Origin of the sequence: Sporolactobacillus sp. CQH2019, from assembly GCF_028765345.1 — a bacterium.
In the GTDB taxonomy this organism is placed as follows: Bacteria; Bacillota; Bacilli; order Bacillales; family Sporolactobacillaceae; genus Sporolactobacillus.
Genome location: NZ_JARAJZ010000005.1, coordinates 261,112 through 279,744, shown reverse-complemented (window position 1 = coordinate 279,744; position 18,633 = coordinate 261,112). Strand labels below are relative to the sequence as shown.

13 protein-coding genes, 1 other RNA gene and 1 pseudogene are annotated in these 18,633 nt (G+C 50.2%); 14 read left to right on the top strand and 1 reads right to left on the bottom strand.

Going from position 1 to position 18,633, the window contains the following annotated elements:
* The first annotated feature begins 3 nt into the window (after positions 1-3).
* Entirely contained in the window at positions 4-660 is a 657-nt protein-coding gene (locus OYT88_RS09460) for an HAD family hydrolase (protein ID WP_274399555.1), read from the top strand.
* 44 nt (positions 661-704) lie between these two features.
* Here OYT88_RS09460 and OYT88_RS09455 read toward each other — a convergent pair whose 3' ends face one another.
* On the bottom strand, positions 705-1,433 hold the full coding sequence (locus tag OYT88_RS09455; protein ID WP_274399554.1) for an SIR2 family NAD-dependent protein deacylase: 729 nt from the start codon (positions 1,431-1,433) through the stop codon (positions 705-707).
* 169 nt (positions 1,434-1,602) lie between these two features.
* On the opposite strand from OYT88_RS09455, the gene OYT88_RS09450 reads away from it, so the two are divergent.
* The 13 genes and pseudogenes from OYT88_RS09450 to OYT88_RS09390 all read left to right on the top strand — a co-directional run.
* The gene (locus tag OYT88_RS09450) at positions 1,603-3,873 is read left to right on the top strand and encodes a DEAD/DEAH box helicase (RefSeq protein ID WP_274399553.1); all 2,271 of its coding nucleotides are present in this window, start codon (positions 1,603-1,605) and stop codon (positions 3,871-3,873) included.
* Positions 3,864-5,150: a ribonuclease H-like domain-containing protein gene (locus OYT88_RS09445; RefSeq protein WP_274399551.1), complete on the top strand. Its 1,287-nt coding sequence runs from the start codon at positions 3,864-3,866 to the stop codon at positions 5,148-5,150. The genes OYT88_RS09450 and OYT88_RS09445 overlap by 10 nt, the downstream gene beginning before the upstream one ends.
* Positions 5,151-5,361: 211 nt before the next feature.
* Complete coding sequence (locus OYT88_RS09440; protein ID WP_274399549.1) at positions 5,362-5,943, top strand: SLOG family protein; 582 nt, start codon at positions 5,362-5,364, stop codon at positions 5,941-5,943.
* Between the two features lie 69 nt (positions 5,944-6,012).
* Positions 6,013-6,330 carry a cell division regulator GpsB gene (gene gpsB, locus OYT88_RS09435; protein WP_274399547.1) on the top strand — a complete coding sequence of 106 codons (318 nt, stop codon included), beginning with the start codon at positions 6,013-6,015 and terminating at the stop codon, positions 6,328-6,330.
* Between the two features lie 72 nt (positions 6,331-6,402).
* Positions 6,403-6,792: RNase P RNA component class B (rnpB, locus tag OYT88_RS09430), an RNA gene on the top strand.
* Positions 6,793-6,918: 126 nt separating this feature from the next.
* The gene (locus OYT88_RS09425; protein WP_274399546.1) at positions 6,919-8,073 is read left to right on the top strand and encodes a THUMP domain-containing class I SAM-dependent RNA methyltransferase; all 1,155 of its coding nucleotides are present in this window, start codon (positions 6,919-6,921) and stop codon (positions 8,071-8,073) included.
* A 190-nt stretch (positions 8,074-8,263) separates the two neighbouring features.
* Positions 8,264-9,781 carry a carboxypeptidase M32 gene (locus OYT88_RS09420; RefSeq protein WP_274399544.1) on the top strand — a complete coding sequence of 506 codons (1,518 nt, stop codon included), beginning with the start codon at positions 8,264-8,266 and terminating at the stop codon, positions 9,779-9,781.
* Between the two features lie 111 nt (positions 9,782-9,892).
* A complete protein-coding gene (gene parE, locus OYT88_RS09415; protein WP_274399542.1) occupies positions 9,893-11,863 on the top strand; it encodes a DNA topoisomerase IV subunit B in 1,971 nt (656 codons plus the stop codon).
* A 2-nt stretch (positions 11,864-11,865) separates the two neighbouring features.
* The gene (parC, locus tag OYT88_RS09410; RefSeq protein WP_274399540.1) at positions 11,866-14,316 is read left to right on the top strand and encodes a DNA topoisomerase IV subunit A; all 2,451 of its coding nucleotides are present in this window, start codon (positions 11,866-11,868) and stop codon (positions 14,314-14,316) included.
* 462 nt (positions 14,317-14,778) lie between these two features.
* The gene (locus OYT88_RS09405) at positions 14,779-15,789 is read left to right on the top strand and encodes an NAD(P)/FAD-dependent oxidoreductase (protein ID WP_274399538.1); all 1,011 of its coding nucleotides are present in this window, start codon (positions 14,779-14,781) and stop codon (positions 15,787-15,789) included.
* Positions 15,790-16,063: 274 nt separating this feature from the next.
* Positions 16,064-17,269, top strand: coding sequence for a class I SAM-dependent methyltransferase (locus tag OYT88_RS09400; protein ID WP_274399536.1), 1,206 nt, complete (start codon positions 16,064-16,066; stop codon positions 17,267-17,269).
* A 276-nt stretch (positions 17,270-17,545) separates the two neighbouring features.
* Positions 17,546-17,986, top strand: coding sequence for a MarR family winged helix-turn-helix transcriptional regulator (locus OYT88_RS09395; protein ID WP_274399535.1), 441 nt, complete (start codon positions 17,546-17,548; stop codon positions 17,984-17,986).
* Between the two features lie 136 nt (positions 17,987-18,122).
* Positions 18,123-18,450 (top strand): annotated as a pseudogene (locus OYT88_RS09390) (arsenate reductase/protein-tyrosine-phosphatase family protein); the annotation flags it as partial.
* Between the last annotated feature and the right edge of the window lie 183 nt (positions 18,451-18,633).

Genomic DNA, 18,633 nt, shown 5'->3' with positions numbered 1-18,633 from the left:
AAAATGAACGTCAATACGGTATTGTTTGATTTCGACGGCACGCTCGCCAATACGTTGCCGCTGGCGATATACGGCATGAAGCAGGTCTTCGAAAAGTTCGACGGACGCTCTTTTGATGAAAATGGAATCGTTTCGATGTTCGGTCCGACGGAAGACAGTATGATCGCCAGGAACTTCCGGCATAAAGAGAAGATTCAGGAAGCTATTGACTCTTATTATCAGATCTATGAAGACCGGCATCACGATTATGTTGAGGACAATTCGGATATTGTAAATCTGCTTCAGGAGCTGAAAGAGCTCCGGATGAAAATCGGTGTGATCACCGGAAAGAGCCGGCGCGCTTACCGCCTGTCTGAAAAAGCGCTCGGTTTTAAAGGCTTTTTTGAAAGTGTGATCACAGGCGACGATGTCAGCAGGCCCAAGCCGGATCCGGAGGGGATCAAAAAGACGCTTAATAAATTTGCGGCCTTGCCGGAAACAGCCATCTACATCGGGGACAGCAATACGGATATTCTGGCAGGAAAAGCCGCGGGTATCAGAACGGCGGCCGTGCAGTGGCTTCCGGTCACCCAGTCGAGCTCTTTTCCCGCACGACCGGACTATCATTGGTCGAAAGTCAGTCAATTGATCGATTGGCTGAAGGGCGAAAGGGCACTTTAAAAAAAATCCGGGCAATCCCGGAAGAACATCTCCGAATAATCGGATCAGCTCAGCGTGTCCGGATCAAAGTGGTTGAAATCTGCCTTGATAAAAGTGTCGATGCTGTCCATCTGCACGGCCGGACGGTCATTGACGAGCAAGGTGGGAATCCCGTTCATGGCCGCATAGACGGGAAGCAGGTTGGCTGGCGTCACGGTCAGCGACGTGCCTAAAATGAGCAGACGGTCGGCGGTTCGAACCGCATTTTCCGCCTGCTCAAAACCACGGACAGCTTCACCGAAAAGCACAATATCCGGTTTCAGGACAGTTCCGCAAATACCGCCTTTAGAATCTTCGGCCGTACAGCGCGGAACTTTTTCATGACGGACAGAATCGGTCGGGTAGACAGCCCCGCATTTCGGGCATACAGTGCGGTCGAAAGCGCCGTGTACCTCGATGACATGACGGCTTCCTGCTTTTGAATGGAGGCCGTCGATATTTTGTGTCATAACGGTCACTTCTCTGTCTTTTTCAAGGCTGCTCAGCCAAAGATGGACCGGATTGGGTTTTGCGCCGAGCAGCAGGTCCGCGTCAAACAGGGACCAGTAGAACGCCCAGAATGATTCGGGCCGGCTCTCGAAATAGTTCATTGAAAGATAACGTCCGACATCGGCATGCTGATAGAGCCCGTTGCTTCCGCGGAAGGGTGGGATTCCGGAGGGGACGCTGACGCCGGCACCTGTCAGAACAGCAATCCGCTTATCCCCGGCAACGATCTGGTTCAAAGTCTTCATAAAAACAACCTCCTCGTTTCATTGATTCGATGCGGTGAATCTCATCTTTATAGTAGAATAAATCATACACTTTATATAGCGAACATTTATTCGTTATGCTATAATTAAAGGCAAAAGTTAGTCAGTAGTTGACCGAGCTTTATAAAAAAGGATAAGGAAGGTGTCCCGGATGAAAGTGCGTCAATCGATGGCGGATCTGCTGGCGATGCTGAAAAAGGATCCGAATATTGTACATTGGCACACCATTCCTGGCAGAAAGGCAATGATGGCTCCTTTTCCGGAAAATCTGGATGGGCGTTTGAAGCGGGCGCTTGTTGCGCGCGGCATCGGATCGCTTTATGTCCATCAGGCGGAAGCCTTTGAGACCGTTCTGGCCGGAAAAGATCTCGTTCTTGTGACGCCGACAGCGTCCGGCAAGACGCTTTGTTATAATCTCCCGGTACTGCAGACCGTTCTTTCCGATCCGTCGTCCCGGGCGCTTTATCTTTTTCCGACCAAAGCGCTCGCGCAGGATCAGAAAAATGAAATGGGAGAACTGATCGACGCGATCGGAGTCCCTCTGAAAAGTTATACATACGACGGCGACACATCGGGAGAAATCAGGCAGAAAATACGGCAGGCGGGGCAGATCGTCATGACGAATCCGGATATGCTTCACTCATCCATTCTGCCTCACCATACAAAATGGGTGTCGCTGTTTGAAAATCTGAAATACATTGTCATTGATGAACTGCATACGTACCGGGGAGTTTTCGGAAGCCATGTGGCCAATGTTCTGCGCCGGCTGGCCCGGATCTGCAGCTATTACGGCAGCCGTCCCCAGTTTATCTGTACGTCGGCGACGATTGCCAACCCGAAAGAGCATGCGGAGGCGCTGACCGGGCGGAAGATGGCTTTGATCGACCGCAACGGCGCGCCGAGCGTACGAAAGCATTTCCTGTTCTATAATCCGCCGGTTGTTAATAAACAATTGAATGTACGTGAGGACGACATGCTTGCCGTAAAGGATCTGGCGGCGCGGTTTATCAAAAACGGCATACAGACGATTGTTTTCGCGAGGAGCCGCCTGAAAGTGGAGCTTCTCGTCAGCCATCTTCAGAAAATGAACAGCGGCCGGGAAGCACGTGCGAAAATCTGTGCGTATCGGGGCGGTTACCTTCCGCTGGAAAGAAGAAAAATTGAGAAGGGGCTGAGAGACGGCGAGATTATGGGCGTGGTCAGCACGAATGCCCTTGAACTCGGCGTGGACATCGGCCGGCTGCAAGTCTGCATTATGACCGGCTATCCCGGCAACATGGCCAGTGTCTGGCAGCAGGCAGGCCGTACCGGCAGACGGAGCGAGGATGCCGTGATTATCATGGTTGCTTCCTCTAATCCGCTTGACCAGTACATGACCGGCAATCCGGATTATTTTTTCTCGAGAAAACCGGAAGAGGCGCGGATCAATCCCGATAACCTGATGATTCTCGTCGATCATGTCAAATGTTCCGCTTATGAGCTGCCGTTTAAAAAGGGCGATACGTTCGGCGGCCAGCAAGCGGACGAACTGTGCGAATTTTTATCGGATGAAGATGTCCTGCATTATCAGGCGGGCAAGTGGTACTGGATGAGCGATGCTTTTCCGGCCAATGAGATCAGTCTTCGTTCCGCTGTTCAGGATTCATTTGCCATCGTAGATATAACAGACCGGGGACACGTGAAGGTGATCGGGGAGATGGACCGCTTCGGAGCGATGACGATGCTCTATGAAGATGCGATCTATATCCATCAGGGCCGGCAGTATCATGTGGACGAACTGGATCTGAAAGAGCGGAAGGCGTATATCCGGCGCGTGGACGTCAACTATTACACGGATTCGGATCTGGCCGTTCAGCTCGATGTCCTGGAAACGGATGAGCGCGGCTTTCTTCCTTCGGCCGATGCCGAAAAGGGCTATGGCGATGTTTCTGTACGCGCGCTGCCGACTGTTTTTAAGAAAATACGATTTGAAACGCTTGAAAATATCGGCTGGGGACGGATTCACCTGCCCGAACTGGAAATGCATACCAATGCGGCATGGATCAGCTTTCCCAGTGACTGGGTAGACCGGTTCGGAAAAGATATCTTCCAGGGGGCACTGGTCGGGCTGAGCCATCTGCTGCGTCACGCCGCTCCGCTGTACGTGATGTGCGATCAGGCGGACCTTTCCGTTGTCCCGAAAATCAAGGCGCCGCACACGGAACGGCCGACCGTCTTTATTTATGACAAGTACCCGGGCGGAATCGGCCTCAGCAGAAAGCTCTATGAAGCGATGCCCGAGTTGCTTGAAAAAGCAAAGGAGATGGCCGAGCGGTGCGGCTGCGAGTCCGGCTGCCCGTCCTGCATCGGTTTCGTCAACGAAGGAAAGGCGGCCAAACAGGCTCTGATTCGCCTTTTAAAGGATCGATCAATGTGTCGCTAAAACGAAAGCTTCAGCTTTATAAAAAACAGCTCCACCAGGCTCAGAAAGCAGAAAATCAGGAACACAAAGAGAAAAAAGTAAGCACCGATTCCGACACCTATGAACGGGAGATCAGGCAGGCGGCACGGGATATGGATGCGGAGATCCGTCATTTTGATAATCAGTACGTTTTGGTCCATACTGAAAGACTGAAGCCGGAGACAGCGATCGGCCCTTATTCGGCAGGCGCTCTTTTTAAGACGGTTTCAGACTGGCAGAAGGGATCTTCCGTGCATCCGCTTTCCGCATACGGATTGGCGGCGGAAGATCTGCTCTTTTTTGATACGGAGACGACCGGACTGGCTTCCGGAACCGGGCAGATGATTTTTCTGATCGGCCTGGCCCGTGTGACTCCGGCCGGTGTGATCATGAGACAGTATTTCCTCCCCGGGCCCGGACATGAGGCGGCCTTTTTCAATGCTTTTCTGAGAGACAGTCATTCTCTGAAGAATCTGGTGACGTTTAACGGCAAAGCATTTGATTGGCCGCGAGTGAAGACGCGCCACCGCTTTGTCCGTGATCAGGTGCCGCGCCTTCCGGCTTTCGGCCATTTCGATCTGCTGCATGCTTCACGCCGCCTGTGGAAGAACCGTCTGGATTCTGTCCGCCTGCAGACGGTGGAAAAGGAAATTCTCGGCCTGGAACGTGAAGAAGACGTTCCGGGTAAGATGGCTCCCTTCCTCTACTTTCAATTTTTAAAGCGGCCGGAAGCGGACCTTGTTAAGGGAATTATTGAACACAATCGGACCGATGTGCTGTCTCTGATCGCTTTATATATCCATCTATCAAACAAAATTCTCGGGAATATGCCGTGCGATGAGCATGAGCGTTATGAGATCGCCAGGTGGTACCGTCAAATCGGCGACAGTGAAAGAGCCCTTCCGCTGTTCAGAAAGCTGGCGGCTCACGATTCGGCGATAGGCGCCCGCTCCAGGGCTCAGGTGGCTGCTCTATACAAACGGGAAGGATATTACGGACAGGCCTTAACAATGCTGCAGTCGGTCATTGGCGACGACAACAGGGCGGATGATCATATTTATATCGAAGCCGCAAAACTGATGGAGCATCAGTTTCAAAACTATGAAGGCGCCATTAGTTATACGGAACGTGCGCTCAGATCGCTGCAGGAGAAGCAGAAAACATTGCCGGATGAGATAATCGAAAGAAAAACGTCGGCCTATATAAAGCGGATCAATCGCCTGGATGAAAAGTGGCTGAGAAAAAAAGAACGAGGATAAAATCGCAGATAATGAAAATAGGGCAGCATTTTTATTGCCCGGGTAAGCGCAAATAGCGCCCGCAATCGGCAATTATCGAACATTTATCAATATTTTTTTCGGCCGATTCGACATCATTCGCCGTTTAAAACCTTGATGTCATGAACCCCGCGCTGTTTAATTCCCTTTGGCGGGAAATAAAGGACGGCGAAACAAGCAGAGGGTGAAAATCATGGATCATTCGGAAGTCGTTCTTGTCACAGGATACAAACCTTACGAACTGGGCATATTTACAGCCGATCATCAGGGAATACCCGTCATCCGTTATTGTCTGAAGAAGCAAATCAGGAGACTTGCCGACGAGGGGACGACGTGGTTTGTGATCAGCGGCCAGGCGGGCGTCGAACTCTGGGCGGGCGACGCCTGTCTTGAAGTGAAAAAAGAAGACGGCCTTGATATTAAACTCGCTGTGCTGGTTCCCTTCCTTAATCAGGAAGTACGCTATAAGGACTGGCTTAAGGAGCAATATTATCGAATTATCGAGGCGGCGGATTTTACGGGAGCGATCAGTCGGCGTCCGTATGAGAGCCCGGTGCAGCTCAGGCAGAAAAACGATTATCTGGTTGCGAAAACCGATGGAGCACTGGTCCTTTATGATGAAGAGACCCCGGGGTCGCCGAAATACTGTCTGGCCGCGGCAAAACGGAAAGCCGGGAATGAGGACTATCCGATCCGGATGATCGACCGTTACGATCTCTCATCTGCGGCGGAAGAGCTTCAGCAGCAAAATCCGGATTATTGGTCGCAGATGTAATTGACATTGCCGGGCAAATTTGAAAAAATATAATGTAATTAGATTCGAACTTTGGGGTGATGGTTCAGAATGGCAGATCAAAAAACGGTCAAACTGACGAAAAATGAAATTCTGCATAAAGAATTCAAAACAGTTTTTCACGGATATCAGGCAGATGAGGTTGATCAATTCCTGGATGCGGTAATCAGTGACTACGATATATTTAATGGGGAAATTTCGCGCCTCCGCGAAGAAAACAAACGACTGAAAAGCGAGCTTCTTTCGCGTGGAGAATCACAGAGAGAGCAGCCGGTTCCTCCGGAAAACCAGGGACAGACGAATTACGATATTCTGAAACGGCTTTCTAATCTTGAAAAGCACGTTTTTGGCAACCGTCTCGATGAATAAAAGAGACGATTGTTGAACAAGGGTTGATTCTTTTATAAAAATGGATTATAATGTACATCTGTGACATTGTTTGTGTTCGGGTGATCGCTGTATTCCTTGAGAATATAGAGGAAAGTCCATGCTCGCACGATCTGTGATGATCGTAGTGTTCGTGCCTGGCGAAGTCATAAGCCAGGGTAGTCCGGAACTGTCCGGGCTAACGGCAGATGAACGGCCTGTGTCCCTTCCGGGGGATATGGTTCAGTAATCTTGAAAGTGCCATAGTGACGATCTCTTTCGGAAACGAAAGAAGTGGAACGCGGTAAACCCCTCGAGCGGGAAACTCAAACTTGGTAGAGGAACCCTTTGGAAGGAATCGAACGGAAAAAGGGACAGATGATTCTGTAGATAGATGATTGCCGCTTTTGTACGAGGAGCGACCGCTCCGTTTGAGTGCGAAAGTACAGAACATGGCTTACAGAACATGAATAATGCATTTTTTAAAAGAAAAGCCCTTTACGGGCTTTTTTTATTGCCGATAAAAAGTTGGGGGCCGGGAAAGGCGCTGAACTTTTTTAGAACGAAGAGGCTGCTTGGGAGGGCGAAGCAATGGCAAAAAGTCTGTCTCTGATCGCCACGGCGGCAATGGGTCTTGAATCCGTCGCTGCCGATGAGCTCAGAAAACTTGGCTATGCGGATCTGACGGTTGAGAACGGCAGGATTACATTTGCTGCAGATCCGGTTGATATTTGCAGGACAAACCTTTGGCTGAGGACGGCCGATCGGGTGAGAGTGAAAGTAGGAGCGTTTGAAGCGCTGACTTTCGATAGTCTCTTTGAACAGACGAAAGCCCTGCCGTGGGCGGATTTTCTTCCGGAAAACGCTGCTTTCCCGGTCACAGGGAAATCGCATAAATCCCGGCTGCACAGTGTCCCCGATTGCCAGGCGATCGTGAAGAAAGCGGTCGCTGAGAACATGAAGACCCGTTATCACAGGGAATGGTTTACGGAAGACGGCCCTCTTTTCAAAATACAGGTTGCCATTGACAAGGATCAGGTCATTCTGTCCATTGACACAAGCGGTGAAGGGCTTCACAAGCGAGGCTATCGCCGGCTGCACAGCGCCGCCCCTTTAAAAGAAACGCTGGCGAGTGCGCTGATTTATTTAAGCCGCTGGACGCCCGACCGCCCGTTTGCCGATCCTTTTTGCGGTTCCGGGACCCTTCCGATCGAGGCGGCGATGATCGGGCAGAACATTGCGCCCGGGTTTAACCGCTCGTTTGCCTCGGAGAACTGGCCGATGTTCCGGAACAACGAGTGGAAGGCTGCCCGTGAAGAGGCCGAAGATCAGGCGAACTACGATCGACAGCTCAATATATTGGGGAGCGATATTGACCATAATATGGTCGAGCTTTCGGAACATAATGCTCTGGAAGCGGGCCTGGGCGGTTTGATCACTTTTAAACAGATGCAGGTGGCCGACTTTACGGCAAAACAGGATTACGGATGCCTGATCGGCAATCCTCCTTACGGGGAACGGATGGGCGAGCGGGAACAGATTGAACAAATCTGCCGCGATCTCGGACAGCTTTTCCGGAAAAATGAGACCTGGTCTTTTTACTTCATTTCATCGTTTGAAGCTTTTGAAACGTTTTTCGGCAGAAAAGCGACAAAGAAACGGAAACTGTATAATGGCCGTATCCGTACGGATTATTATCAGTACTTCGGGCGTAAAAGGCCGAGAGAAGCAGAACCGTCACGATAATGACTGAATTCTGATGGACGCCCCGCTTCCAAAAAAAGCTTTCGATTGTTTTAGAAAGGCCGGCCGATAAAAACGGATATTGCACTATAAAGAACTTTGACGATTTTGTTGCAAGCAGGACATTATCTTTTGAAAAGAGAAATAGACTACAGATTCTTCTTAACAAAAAAGAGAAAGGTCGGGGGTCATGATGCCGATTGAAGAAACAGTGAAAGCTTATTATCGATACGTTAAAAAAATTATGGATTTTAATGAAGCGATTGCCTTGGCAGAATGGGATATGCGCACGGGCGCTCCGAAAAAAGGAATTGCACAGCGTTCGGAGGTTGTCGGAACGCTGGCGGATGAAGTGTTCAAACGGTCTGTTTCTGCGGAAATGAAACAGTACATCGATGCCCTGACGGATCCGGCGGTACAGAATAAGCTGAGTCAGGCAACCCGGAGAATGATTGAAAAATCAAAAAAAACATACGATCATTATGTAAAGATACCGGCGGAAGAAAATCAGGCGTATACCGTTCTGCAGTCGCAGGCACAGAGTGTCTGGGAAGATGCCAAGGCAAAGGGCGATTTTTCGCTGCTTCGTCCTTATCTTGAAAAAATGGTAGATTTTAAGCGGCATTTTATCCAGTATTGGGGCGTCGAGACAAATAAGTATGACGCGCTTCTCGACCTCTATGAACCGGGACTGACCGCCGACACGATCGACCGGATATTTGATCAGCTGCGCCGGGGGATTGTTCCGCTTGTCCAGGCCATTGCTTCCTCAGGCAATCGGCCGGAGAGCGGTTTTCTAGCCGTCCGCTTTCCTGCCGAAAAACAAAAGGCATTCTGCCTGCACATTCTGCGTGAAAACGGCTACGATTTTGCGGCGGGCCGGCTTGACGAGACGGAGCATCCGTTTGAAACAACCCTGAATCCCGGCGATGTGCGCGTCACGACCCATTATCGGGAAAACGATTTTATCGCGGCCGTGCTCGGAACGATTCACGAAGGCGGGCACGCGATCTATGAGCAGCATATTTCCCGCGATCTGGTCGGAACGCCGCTCTGCGAGGGCACGTCGATGGGCATCCATGAATCGCAGTCGCTGTTCTTCGAGAATTTTATCGGCCGCAGCAAGGCTTTCTGGGAATATCATTATGAAGAACTGAAGCGTTATGCAAGCGGACAGTTTGACAATGTTTCGCTTGATAATTTTTACAGGGCCATTAATCAGTCTCATCCTTCTTTTATCCGGACACAGGCGGACGAACTGACCTACCCGCTGCACATCATGGTGCGCTATGATATTGAGAAGGCGCTGTTCGACGGAGATCTGGAAGTCGCGGACCTTCCGGGGGTATGGAATGAGAAAATGAAGGAATATCTCGGCATCGAGCCGAAAAATGACCGTGAAGGCGTGCTTCAGGATATCCACTGGCCAAGCGGAGATTTCGGCTATTTTCCGTCCTACGCGCTTGGGTATGTGTATGCGGCTCAGTTCAAACATGCCATGCTTCGTGAACTTCCGGATTTTGACGAGCACGTCCGCCGCGGAGACATTGCGGCCATTACGAACTGGCTGAGCCTGCACATTCATCGGTTCGGCAGCCTCAAGAAACCGCTTGAGATTCTGAACGATGCGACGGACGAGGGTCCCAATCCCGACTATCTGATCCGTTATCTGACGGAGAAGTACAGCGATATTTACAGACTGAATCATTAATACGGGAAATACGTTTATTAAAGGATATTGCTCTCTTTTTTCATAAAGACAGAATGATGCCGCCTGAAACGGAAAACAGCCGTCAATCAGGCGGCGAAAGGGGTTTTTTATTTGGCAAGACAGGTACCGGCCTATGACGATGACACAATTCAAATTCTGGAAGGCCTCGAAGCGGTCAGAAAACGTCCCGGCATGTATATTGGATCGACGGATTCGCGGGGGCTGCATCATCTCGTCTATGAGATTGTCGATAATGCCGTTGATGAAGCTCTGGCGGGCTTTGGCAACGAGATCCTTGTCAGAATCCATAAGGACGGCAGCATCAGTGTCCGCGATTTCGGACGGGGCATGCCGACGGGAATTCACCGGACGGGCAAGCCGACGGTCGAAGTCATATTTACCGTGCTTCATGCCGGCGGAAAATTCGGACAGAGCGGCGGCTACACAACGAGCGGCGGTCTTCACGGCGTCGGATCGTCTGTTGTCAACGCTCTGTCCGAATGGCTTGAAGTGACGATCTGGCGGGACGGTTCTATTTTCAGGCAGCGTTTTGAAGGCGGCGGCCATCCGGTCTCGACTCTTGAAAAAATCGGAACGTCCAGGGAAAGCGGTTCGTTGGTCCATTTTAAACCGGACCCTTCTATTTTCAGCACGACAGCGTTTCAATTCGATGTTCTGAGCGAGCGGCTGCGCGAATCGGCATTCCTGAAGAAAGGGATGAAGATCGTCCTGACCGATGAACGCGCCGGAAAAGAGGAAACGTATCAGTATGAGGAGGGCCTGAAAGCGTTCGTTGCTTATCTGAATGAAGATAAGGATACCCTGCATCCGGTCGTTTCATTTGAAGGGAAGGCAAACGATATGGAAGTCGACGTTGCCTTTCAGTTTAACGACGGCTATTCGGAAAATCTGATCTCGTTTGTCAACAACGTCCGGACAAAGGACGGCGGAACACATGAGTCCGGATTCCGCACGGCTTTGACACGCGTTTTCAATGATTACGCCAGAAAGTCGGGACTGCTGAAAGAAAAAGATAAGAATCTCGACGGCAGCGATATCCGCGAAGGCTTCATGGGCATCGTCTCGGTCCGGATACCGGAACAGCTGCTTCAGTTTGAGGGCCAGACAAAGGAAAAACTGGGGACGAACGAGGCCCGTTCGGCCGTCGATACTGTCGTTTCCGAGCAGCTGTCCTATTATCTTGAAGAAAATCCGCAAACGAGTGAAATGCTGATCAGAAAGGCCGTCCGGGCCCAGCAGGCGCGTTTTGCTGCCCGCAAAGCGCGCGAGGAAGCGAGAAACGGCAAAAAAACGCGGCGGAAGGAGTCTCTTCTGAGCGGGAAGCTGACACCGGCTTCTTCAAAAAATGCAGACCGCAACGAGCTCTATCTGGTGGAAGGCGATTCGGCCGGCGGTTCCGCCAAACAGGGACGGGACCGTAAGTTCCAGGCTGTCCTTCCTTTGCGCGGAAAAGTGATCAACACACAAAAAGCGCGGCTTGAAGATATTTTGAAAAATGAAGAGATCAGTACGATGATCTATGCAATCGGAGCGGGCGTTGGGGCTGATTTCTCAATCAAAGACAGCAATTACGATAAAATCGTGATCATGACCGATGCGGATAATGACGGAGCCCACATCCAGGTACTGCTGCTGACCTTTTTCTATCGGTATATGCGGCCGCTGTTCGATGCGGGAAAGGTCTATATTGCCCTGCCGCCTCTTTACAAGGTAAGCCGGGGAACAGGGAAAAAGGAAGTGCTTGAGTACGCCTGGGATGATCAGGGCCTCAAAGAAGCGATCCAAAAGATCGGAAAGGGATACACCATCCAACGTTACAAAGGCCTGGGTGAGATGAATGCGGATCAGCTCTGGGAGACGACGATGAATCCGGATTCGCGGACGCTGATCCGTGTGAAGATTGATGATCAGGCCTATGCCGAGCGGAGGGTGACCACTTTGATGGGCGATAAGGTCGAGCCGCGCCGCAAATGGATTGAATCGCATGTTGCGTTCGGCCTTGACGAAGAGACGAACATCCTGGAAAATGAGAACCTGACAGTCGTGAAAGGTGCTGAGTAAAGATGGCAAAACGCGAAAAACTGCTCGATCTGCCGCTGGAAGAAGTCATCGGCGACCGCTTCGGCATATACAGTAAATACATTATTCAGGAACGCGCGCTTCCGGATGTCCGGGATGGTCTGAAGCCGGTACAGCGCCGTATTTTATTTGCGATGCTGCGCGATGGGAATACGAGCGACAAACCGTTCCGCAAATCGGCAAAGACCGTCGGCAATGTCATCGGCAACTATCATCCGCACGGCGACGCGCCGGTCTACGAAGCAATGGTCCGGATGAGCCAGGATTGGAAGGTGCGGATGCCTCTGATCGAAATGCACGGGAACAACGGCAGCCTGGACGGCGATCCGCCGGCAGCGATGCGTTACACAGAGGCCCGGCTGTCCCGCATTTCCGAGGAACTGCTGCGCGATATCGATGCCAAAACGGTCGATTTTGTGCCGAATTTTGATGATACACTGGAGGAACCGATTGTTTTCCCTTCGAAGTTCCCGAACCTGCTCGTTAATGGATCGACTGGGATTTCGGCCGGTTACGCAACAGAGATTCCTCCTCATTCTCTTGCTGAAATTATCGATGCGGCTGTCATGCTGATGGAGAAACCAGACAGCACGGTCGACGATCTGATGACTGTCGTAAAGGGGCCGGATTTCCCGAGCGGCGGCATTGTCCAGGGGATTGAAGGGATTAAAAAGGCCTATCGGACCGGAAAGGGCAAGATCGTGATCCGTGCCCGTACAAAAATCGAAGTTCTGCGTACGGGCAGACAGCAGGTTGTCATTACTGAACTCCCTTATGAAGTCAATAAAGCACAGCTTGTCAAAAAGATGGATGAACTGCGGCTCGACCACAAAGTAGAAGGCGTTGCGGAAGTCCGCGATGAGACGGACCGAAGCGGAATGCGCATCCTGATTGAATTGAAAAAAGATGCCGATGCCCAGGGCATTCTGAATTACTTTTTTAAAAATACCGATCTTCAGATTGCCTATAATTTCAATATGGTCGCTATCGATCATAAGGCTCCGCGCCAGCTCGGCCTTAAGGAGATCCTTGAGGCGTACGTTGAGCATCAGAAAGAAGTGGTCCGGCGCCGGTCGCAGTATGAGCTGGATAAAAGCAAAGAGCGCCAGCATATCGTTCAGGGCCTGATCAAAGCCGTTTCCATCCTTGACGACGTGATCCGCGTGATCCGCGCGTCCAAAGACAAAAAGAATGCCAAATTGAATCTGTCCGAAGCGTTTGGCTTCAGTGAGGCGCAGGCCGAAGCGATTGTCAATCTTCAGCTGTACCGTCTGACCAATACCGATATCGTAACGCTGCAGAAAGAGGAAGCCGAACTCGCAAAGACCATTGAACGGCTGGAAGGCATTCTCGCTTCTGAAAAGAAATTGATCGCCATCATCAAAAAAGAGTTGACTGCGATCAGAAAAAAGTACGCCGATGCGAGGCGGACAACCATTGAAAATGAAATCGAGGAAATAAAAATCGATCTGGAGGTCATGGTCGCCGCCGAGGATGTCGTTGTTTCACTGACCAAACACGGATATATTAAGCGTTCCAGCCTGCGCTCTTATTCTGCCAGCAGTGAAGATGCCGTTGCCATGAAAGAAACGGACCGGGTACTCTTTCAGCATGAGATGAATACGACCGATACGCTGCTCGTCTTTACAAACAGGGGGCACTATCTTTACATCCCGGTCCACGAAATTCCGGACAAACGCTGGAAGGAATTAGGCCAGCATGTGGCCAGCCTGGTAGCCGTCGAGGCGGATGAACAGGTTGTTGCGGCAGTTCCTGTAACGGATTTTCATACGGAAAACTGTTATATGACTTTTATTACGAAGCTTGGTACGGTGAAGCGTACAGAATTGGCTGAGTATAAAGCCCAGCGCTATTCAAAGCCGCTGACCGCACTGAAACTGAAAAAGGATGATGAATGTCTTCAGGCATTTCTGACGAACGGAAAGGCGGAGATCGTTGTCGCCACCCGGCTCGGCTATGGTCTGCGTTTTTCTGAAGATGACGCCGGCACTGTCGGCCTGAGAGCTGCCGGCGTCAAGGCGATCCAACTGAAGGCAGAAGACAGAGTCGCCGGCAGCGCCGTATTTTCAACGAATACGTCTCCCGGTTTGTTTATTGCCACAGATCGGGGAGCCGTTAAGAAAATGCCGCTGGACGGGCAGCTGGAAAAAAGTTCGCGCGCACGGCGCGGCCTCATGCTGCTTCGTGAATTGAAAACGAGGCCGCATCGTATTGCCGGCATTGAACTCGTGTCTTCCGAAGACTCTGTTCAGCTCTTAACTGAAAAGGGCAAAATCGTGGCCGTCGATGTTGCCGGAATGCGCCTGTCCGACCGGTACAATAACGGTTCCTTTGTTGTCGATCAGGATGAGGATGGCGATGTTATTGAAATCTGGAAAAATGTTTCGAATCATAGCCAGGATCGGATCGTTTAACTCCGGTCTGTTTGCAGCTGCTGCCGGGAGCGATCTGGCCGAGGGACGGATCCGGCTTCTGCTTTCTTCACGCTGACGGGTTGATTTTCCGGGCAGGAGCAAATTTTATGTAAGTTTCATCTGTTTACCTCCCTTGTCAGAATGGTTTATTATTATTTAGAGTGGGCTGTATGAGAGAGAACCATCCAATTTTGATAAAAATGCCTTCAGTCTTTCAGATTTTTTTCAGCGAGCAATGATATTTTATTTTTTAAGAGGTGAGGACTTGCAGATGAAGCGGTTTTATGCTGAAGAGCCGGCTCACCGGACGGTCCTGCCGCAAGGTCGGCCATCCGTTCTCTTGAGAGGGCAGATAAGACGGTGCGATCTTTTCTGAATCCGGCGGAAACCGTGTTTTTCTTTTTTTGATTGAGGCGAAATATGGAGCAGTTCATTTCTAAAATAAATTCTGGAGGGGTTATTTTGACTGAAGATCAGGCTCTGTATGATGTAACGATTATCGGCGGAGGTCCGACGGGTCTTTTTACCGCTTTTTATGCCGGACTGCGCCAGATGAAGGTAAAAATAATTGAAAATCTTCCGCAGCTGGGCGGTCAGTTGGGGACGCTTTATCCGGAAAAAGATATTTTTGATGTTGCCGGGTTTCCGAGAGTCAAGGCAAAAGATCTGGTAAAGCGTCTCATCGGTCAGGCCGGACAGTTCCATCCGACGATGATACTTGGCGAGAATGTCAATGCACTGCATAAAATGGATGACGGCACGATCGTTCTTGAGAGCGAATCGGGAGCCAGTCACCGGACAAAAACGGTTATCATTGCTGCGGGCGTCGGAGCCTTTTCACCGAGGCCGCTGAAGGTGGAAGGCGCCGAGAAGTATGAGCAGACGAACCTTCACTACTACGTTAATGACGTTCAGAAATTCAAGAACAAAAAAGTTGTCATATTGGGCGGCGGAGACTCGGCCGTTGACTGGGCCAATACGCTGGAAGCGATAGCGGACGAAGTAACGATCGTTCATCGGCGCAATGCATTCCGCGCTCATGAAACAACCGTTCAGCGGATGAAGGACTCTTCGATTAAGGTATTGACCCCGTTTACGGCGAAAGCCATTGAGGGAGCGGACGGAGTCATTAAACGGCTGATCGTTTCTGAAGTCAAAGGGACCCGCGAAGAAAATCTTCCGCTTGATGATCTAATCGTTAATTACGGCTTTGTTTCCGCACTGGGGCCGATTAAGGACTGGGGCCTGGAATTAGATAAAAATTCGATTGTGGTCAATTCCAAAATGGAGACCAATATTCCAGGCGTATATGCTGCCGGCGATGTAGCTGCCTATCCCGGAAAAGTAAAACTGATTGCGAGCGGGTTTGGCGAAGCCCCGACGGCTGTCAACAACGCGAAGCACTATATTGATCCGGATTCACGGACACAGCCGATGCACAGTTCAAGTGCCGAAGAGCTTTTTTCAAAGTAAAAAATAGCGATCGGATTTTTTACTGCTGATTTGAGGAAAATAGATCAATAATTGGATGGCAAACCAGTCACTCGATGGAGAGCAGTGGCTGGTTTTATGATGCACTTCAGTAACTGAACGTTATCCCGCGCCATCTGACTTATAATCGTAAGGTGTGTGATCGGGGCGGAGAGACGGTGCGAAGCTTGCTGCCCCGAGAAGAATTTTTGATCCGTGACCGGCACCGGCTGAAGCACCAAAGCACGGCTGAACAATAAGATTAGGAGACCTATGAATGAACGAACATACATTACAGGAAGATTGGATAAACGCCGTCACGACTGCAGTCAGTCTGATCGAACAGGCGGGCGTACCCTATACGCTGGAAGGGATCGGAGCACTTGTTGTTCAGGGCGTCATGGCCCGGCCCCGGGAAAAATCGGAGACGCGGCTGTCCGTACAGTGGGATGCAATGACTGAGATTCAGCGGCTTTTTCATAGCTATGGAGCGGGCGCCGTTGAAAAAAGAGGAAGGGAGACTTCATTTCTGTTCAAAATCGACTGTTTTTCTTTCAGAATCGTCTGCAGGCACGGCGAAGTGATCCGGACAGATCCCGAACGTCTCAGGATATTTTTCAGCGGTTTTGCTCTTTTTGTCAAATCTGTCGATTCCTTTTTATATGTTCTGAAGAAAGACGATCCCGTTTATCTTGAAATAAAAAAATATCTTCACAGGCTGCAGGAGTCTGCTGCCGGTCAAAATGGCCGGGCATGGAACGACGAAGCGTACAAAGCGTGGGTCGAGCGCTTTGGCCCGCCGGAGCAGGCCGCTGAAAAAATCAGGCGTGATCCGGAAGGCAGACTGGCGCAGCTGGCTGCCTATATCGGCGATCCAAGAGGGAAAAAAATCATCAATCTGCTTGGCTCACACGGCGGTAAAGCACTGGCGCTCGAAATACTGGGCGCGAGCGTCACGGTGGCGGATATATCGGAGGAAAATGCGGCCTATGCCAGACAAACGGCCGCTGCACTCCATGTCGACCTGAACTATATCGTCTCTGATGTTTTAAATCTCCCGGATAAAATCCAAAAACCGGAGAATGATCTGGTCCTTATGGAACTGGGTGTGCTGCACTATTTCGTCGATCTTGAACCGCTTGCTTCTCTGATCTACCGGCTGTTGAAACCGGGCGGAAAGCTGGTACTCCAGGAATTTCATCCGGTGTCGATGAAGCTGGTGACGACCCGCGGAAAGAAACAGGTCGTCTTTGGCAATTATTTTGACAAGAAGCCCCGGGAACGGGCGGTGGCCTTCAGCAAACATCTGGCGTCGGCGGAGGAACTGCAGAATAAGGTTTATCTCCGGGAATGGACGCTTGGCGAAATTGTCACGGCATTTGCACAGGCCGGTCTGCGTGTCGAACGGCTGGATGAAGCACCCAATATGAAAATCAGCGACATCGGCATTCCTAAAATATTTACCCTTGTCTGTTCCAAATGAACGCCGTGATGAATTTTAAGCAAAAGCCGATCTTCTATTAATCCATTAAGTGAAATAGAAAGATATTTTCTATAAAATAAAGTTGAGCGACGGGGCAGCGCCGGCGGCGAAGCGTTTTGAAAAGGATTTGTTTTTCGGCCTTTTCTTTTGTCCAGCAATGCTGACCATGGAAGCCGGGCAAATGATTTGATCAAATAATAGGTTTACATATAAACTGATGTTAATCAAAGCGTTCGTTAGAAATCGAAATGAGCAGGGCGGAGGAGGGAGCAACCGGTGCAGGAAGAAGAGGAACATTTTTCAGTGAAAGAAAAACGGCTGGGTGTACGGCTTTGGTCTAATCTGTCCAGGTCATACATCAGCCGCTTCCGGCGGTCTAATGAATTTCTAAGAGAGTGGCATCTGAGCAGTGCTCAGTTTGATGTCCTGACTCTGATCGGTTCCCATGCCCGCCTTTCTCAGAAAGAACTGGCTGAGAAACTGATGGTAACAAAAGGGAATATTACACAGATCCTGCGAAAGATGGAAGATGCCGGATATATTATCAGGGAACAGGAATGGAAGACAAAGTATCTGTCGCTTACCGAAAAGGGGACAGTCCTGTTCAATGAAATTCTGCCCATGCAAGAAGCGTTCCAGGCCTCATTGTTTCAGACACTGACAAAAAAGGAACGAAAACAATTATTGAAACTGCTGAAAAAAGTGAATCGTGAATAAGGAATAGGCAGATGGAAAAGCCGATTTGCCCAATAATATCGATTAGAGGATCTGCACTGTTTTAATTAAACGTTTGTTTAATTTGTGTATTCGCTTATTCGGCGATTCAAAACGGGGCCCAGGCATCATTTTGTGTTCGGCCGGCATTGAGGCACACGGGCTCAATCCAAATGCTGTAGAGGCAATGAAAGAAGCAGGTATTGATATCTCGCAGCAAACATCCAAGCTGATCGACAGGAACCTGCTCAATCAGGCTTATCGGGTCGTCACTTTGTGCGGCGATACAGAAGAAAACGGTGACCGATGACCTCTCACAGGTCAGGCGGGAACACTGGGGCTTCGAGGATCCGGCAAAGGCACAGGGCACAGAGGCAGAAAAGCAGGCCGTATTTCAGCGTGTCCGGGATGGCATTGAAAAACGGATCAAACAGTTTGCGGAGGAAGAAAAATCATTAAACCCTTGAACGGAAATAAGCCGGACAAAAATATCCGGAAAGAAGACCGGTCATTGACGGGGCCGGGATCTTCCGGCTGCTGTTAAATACAGGGCAGCAATGCTTTAACTAAGGGTGTGCTTTCCATTTAAAAAACAGCTGCATAGTTTACATAATTATTTTATGATCGACAAATTGCTCCAATCCGATCTT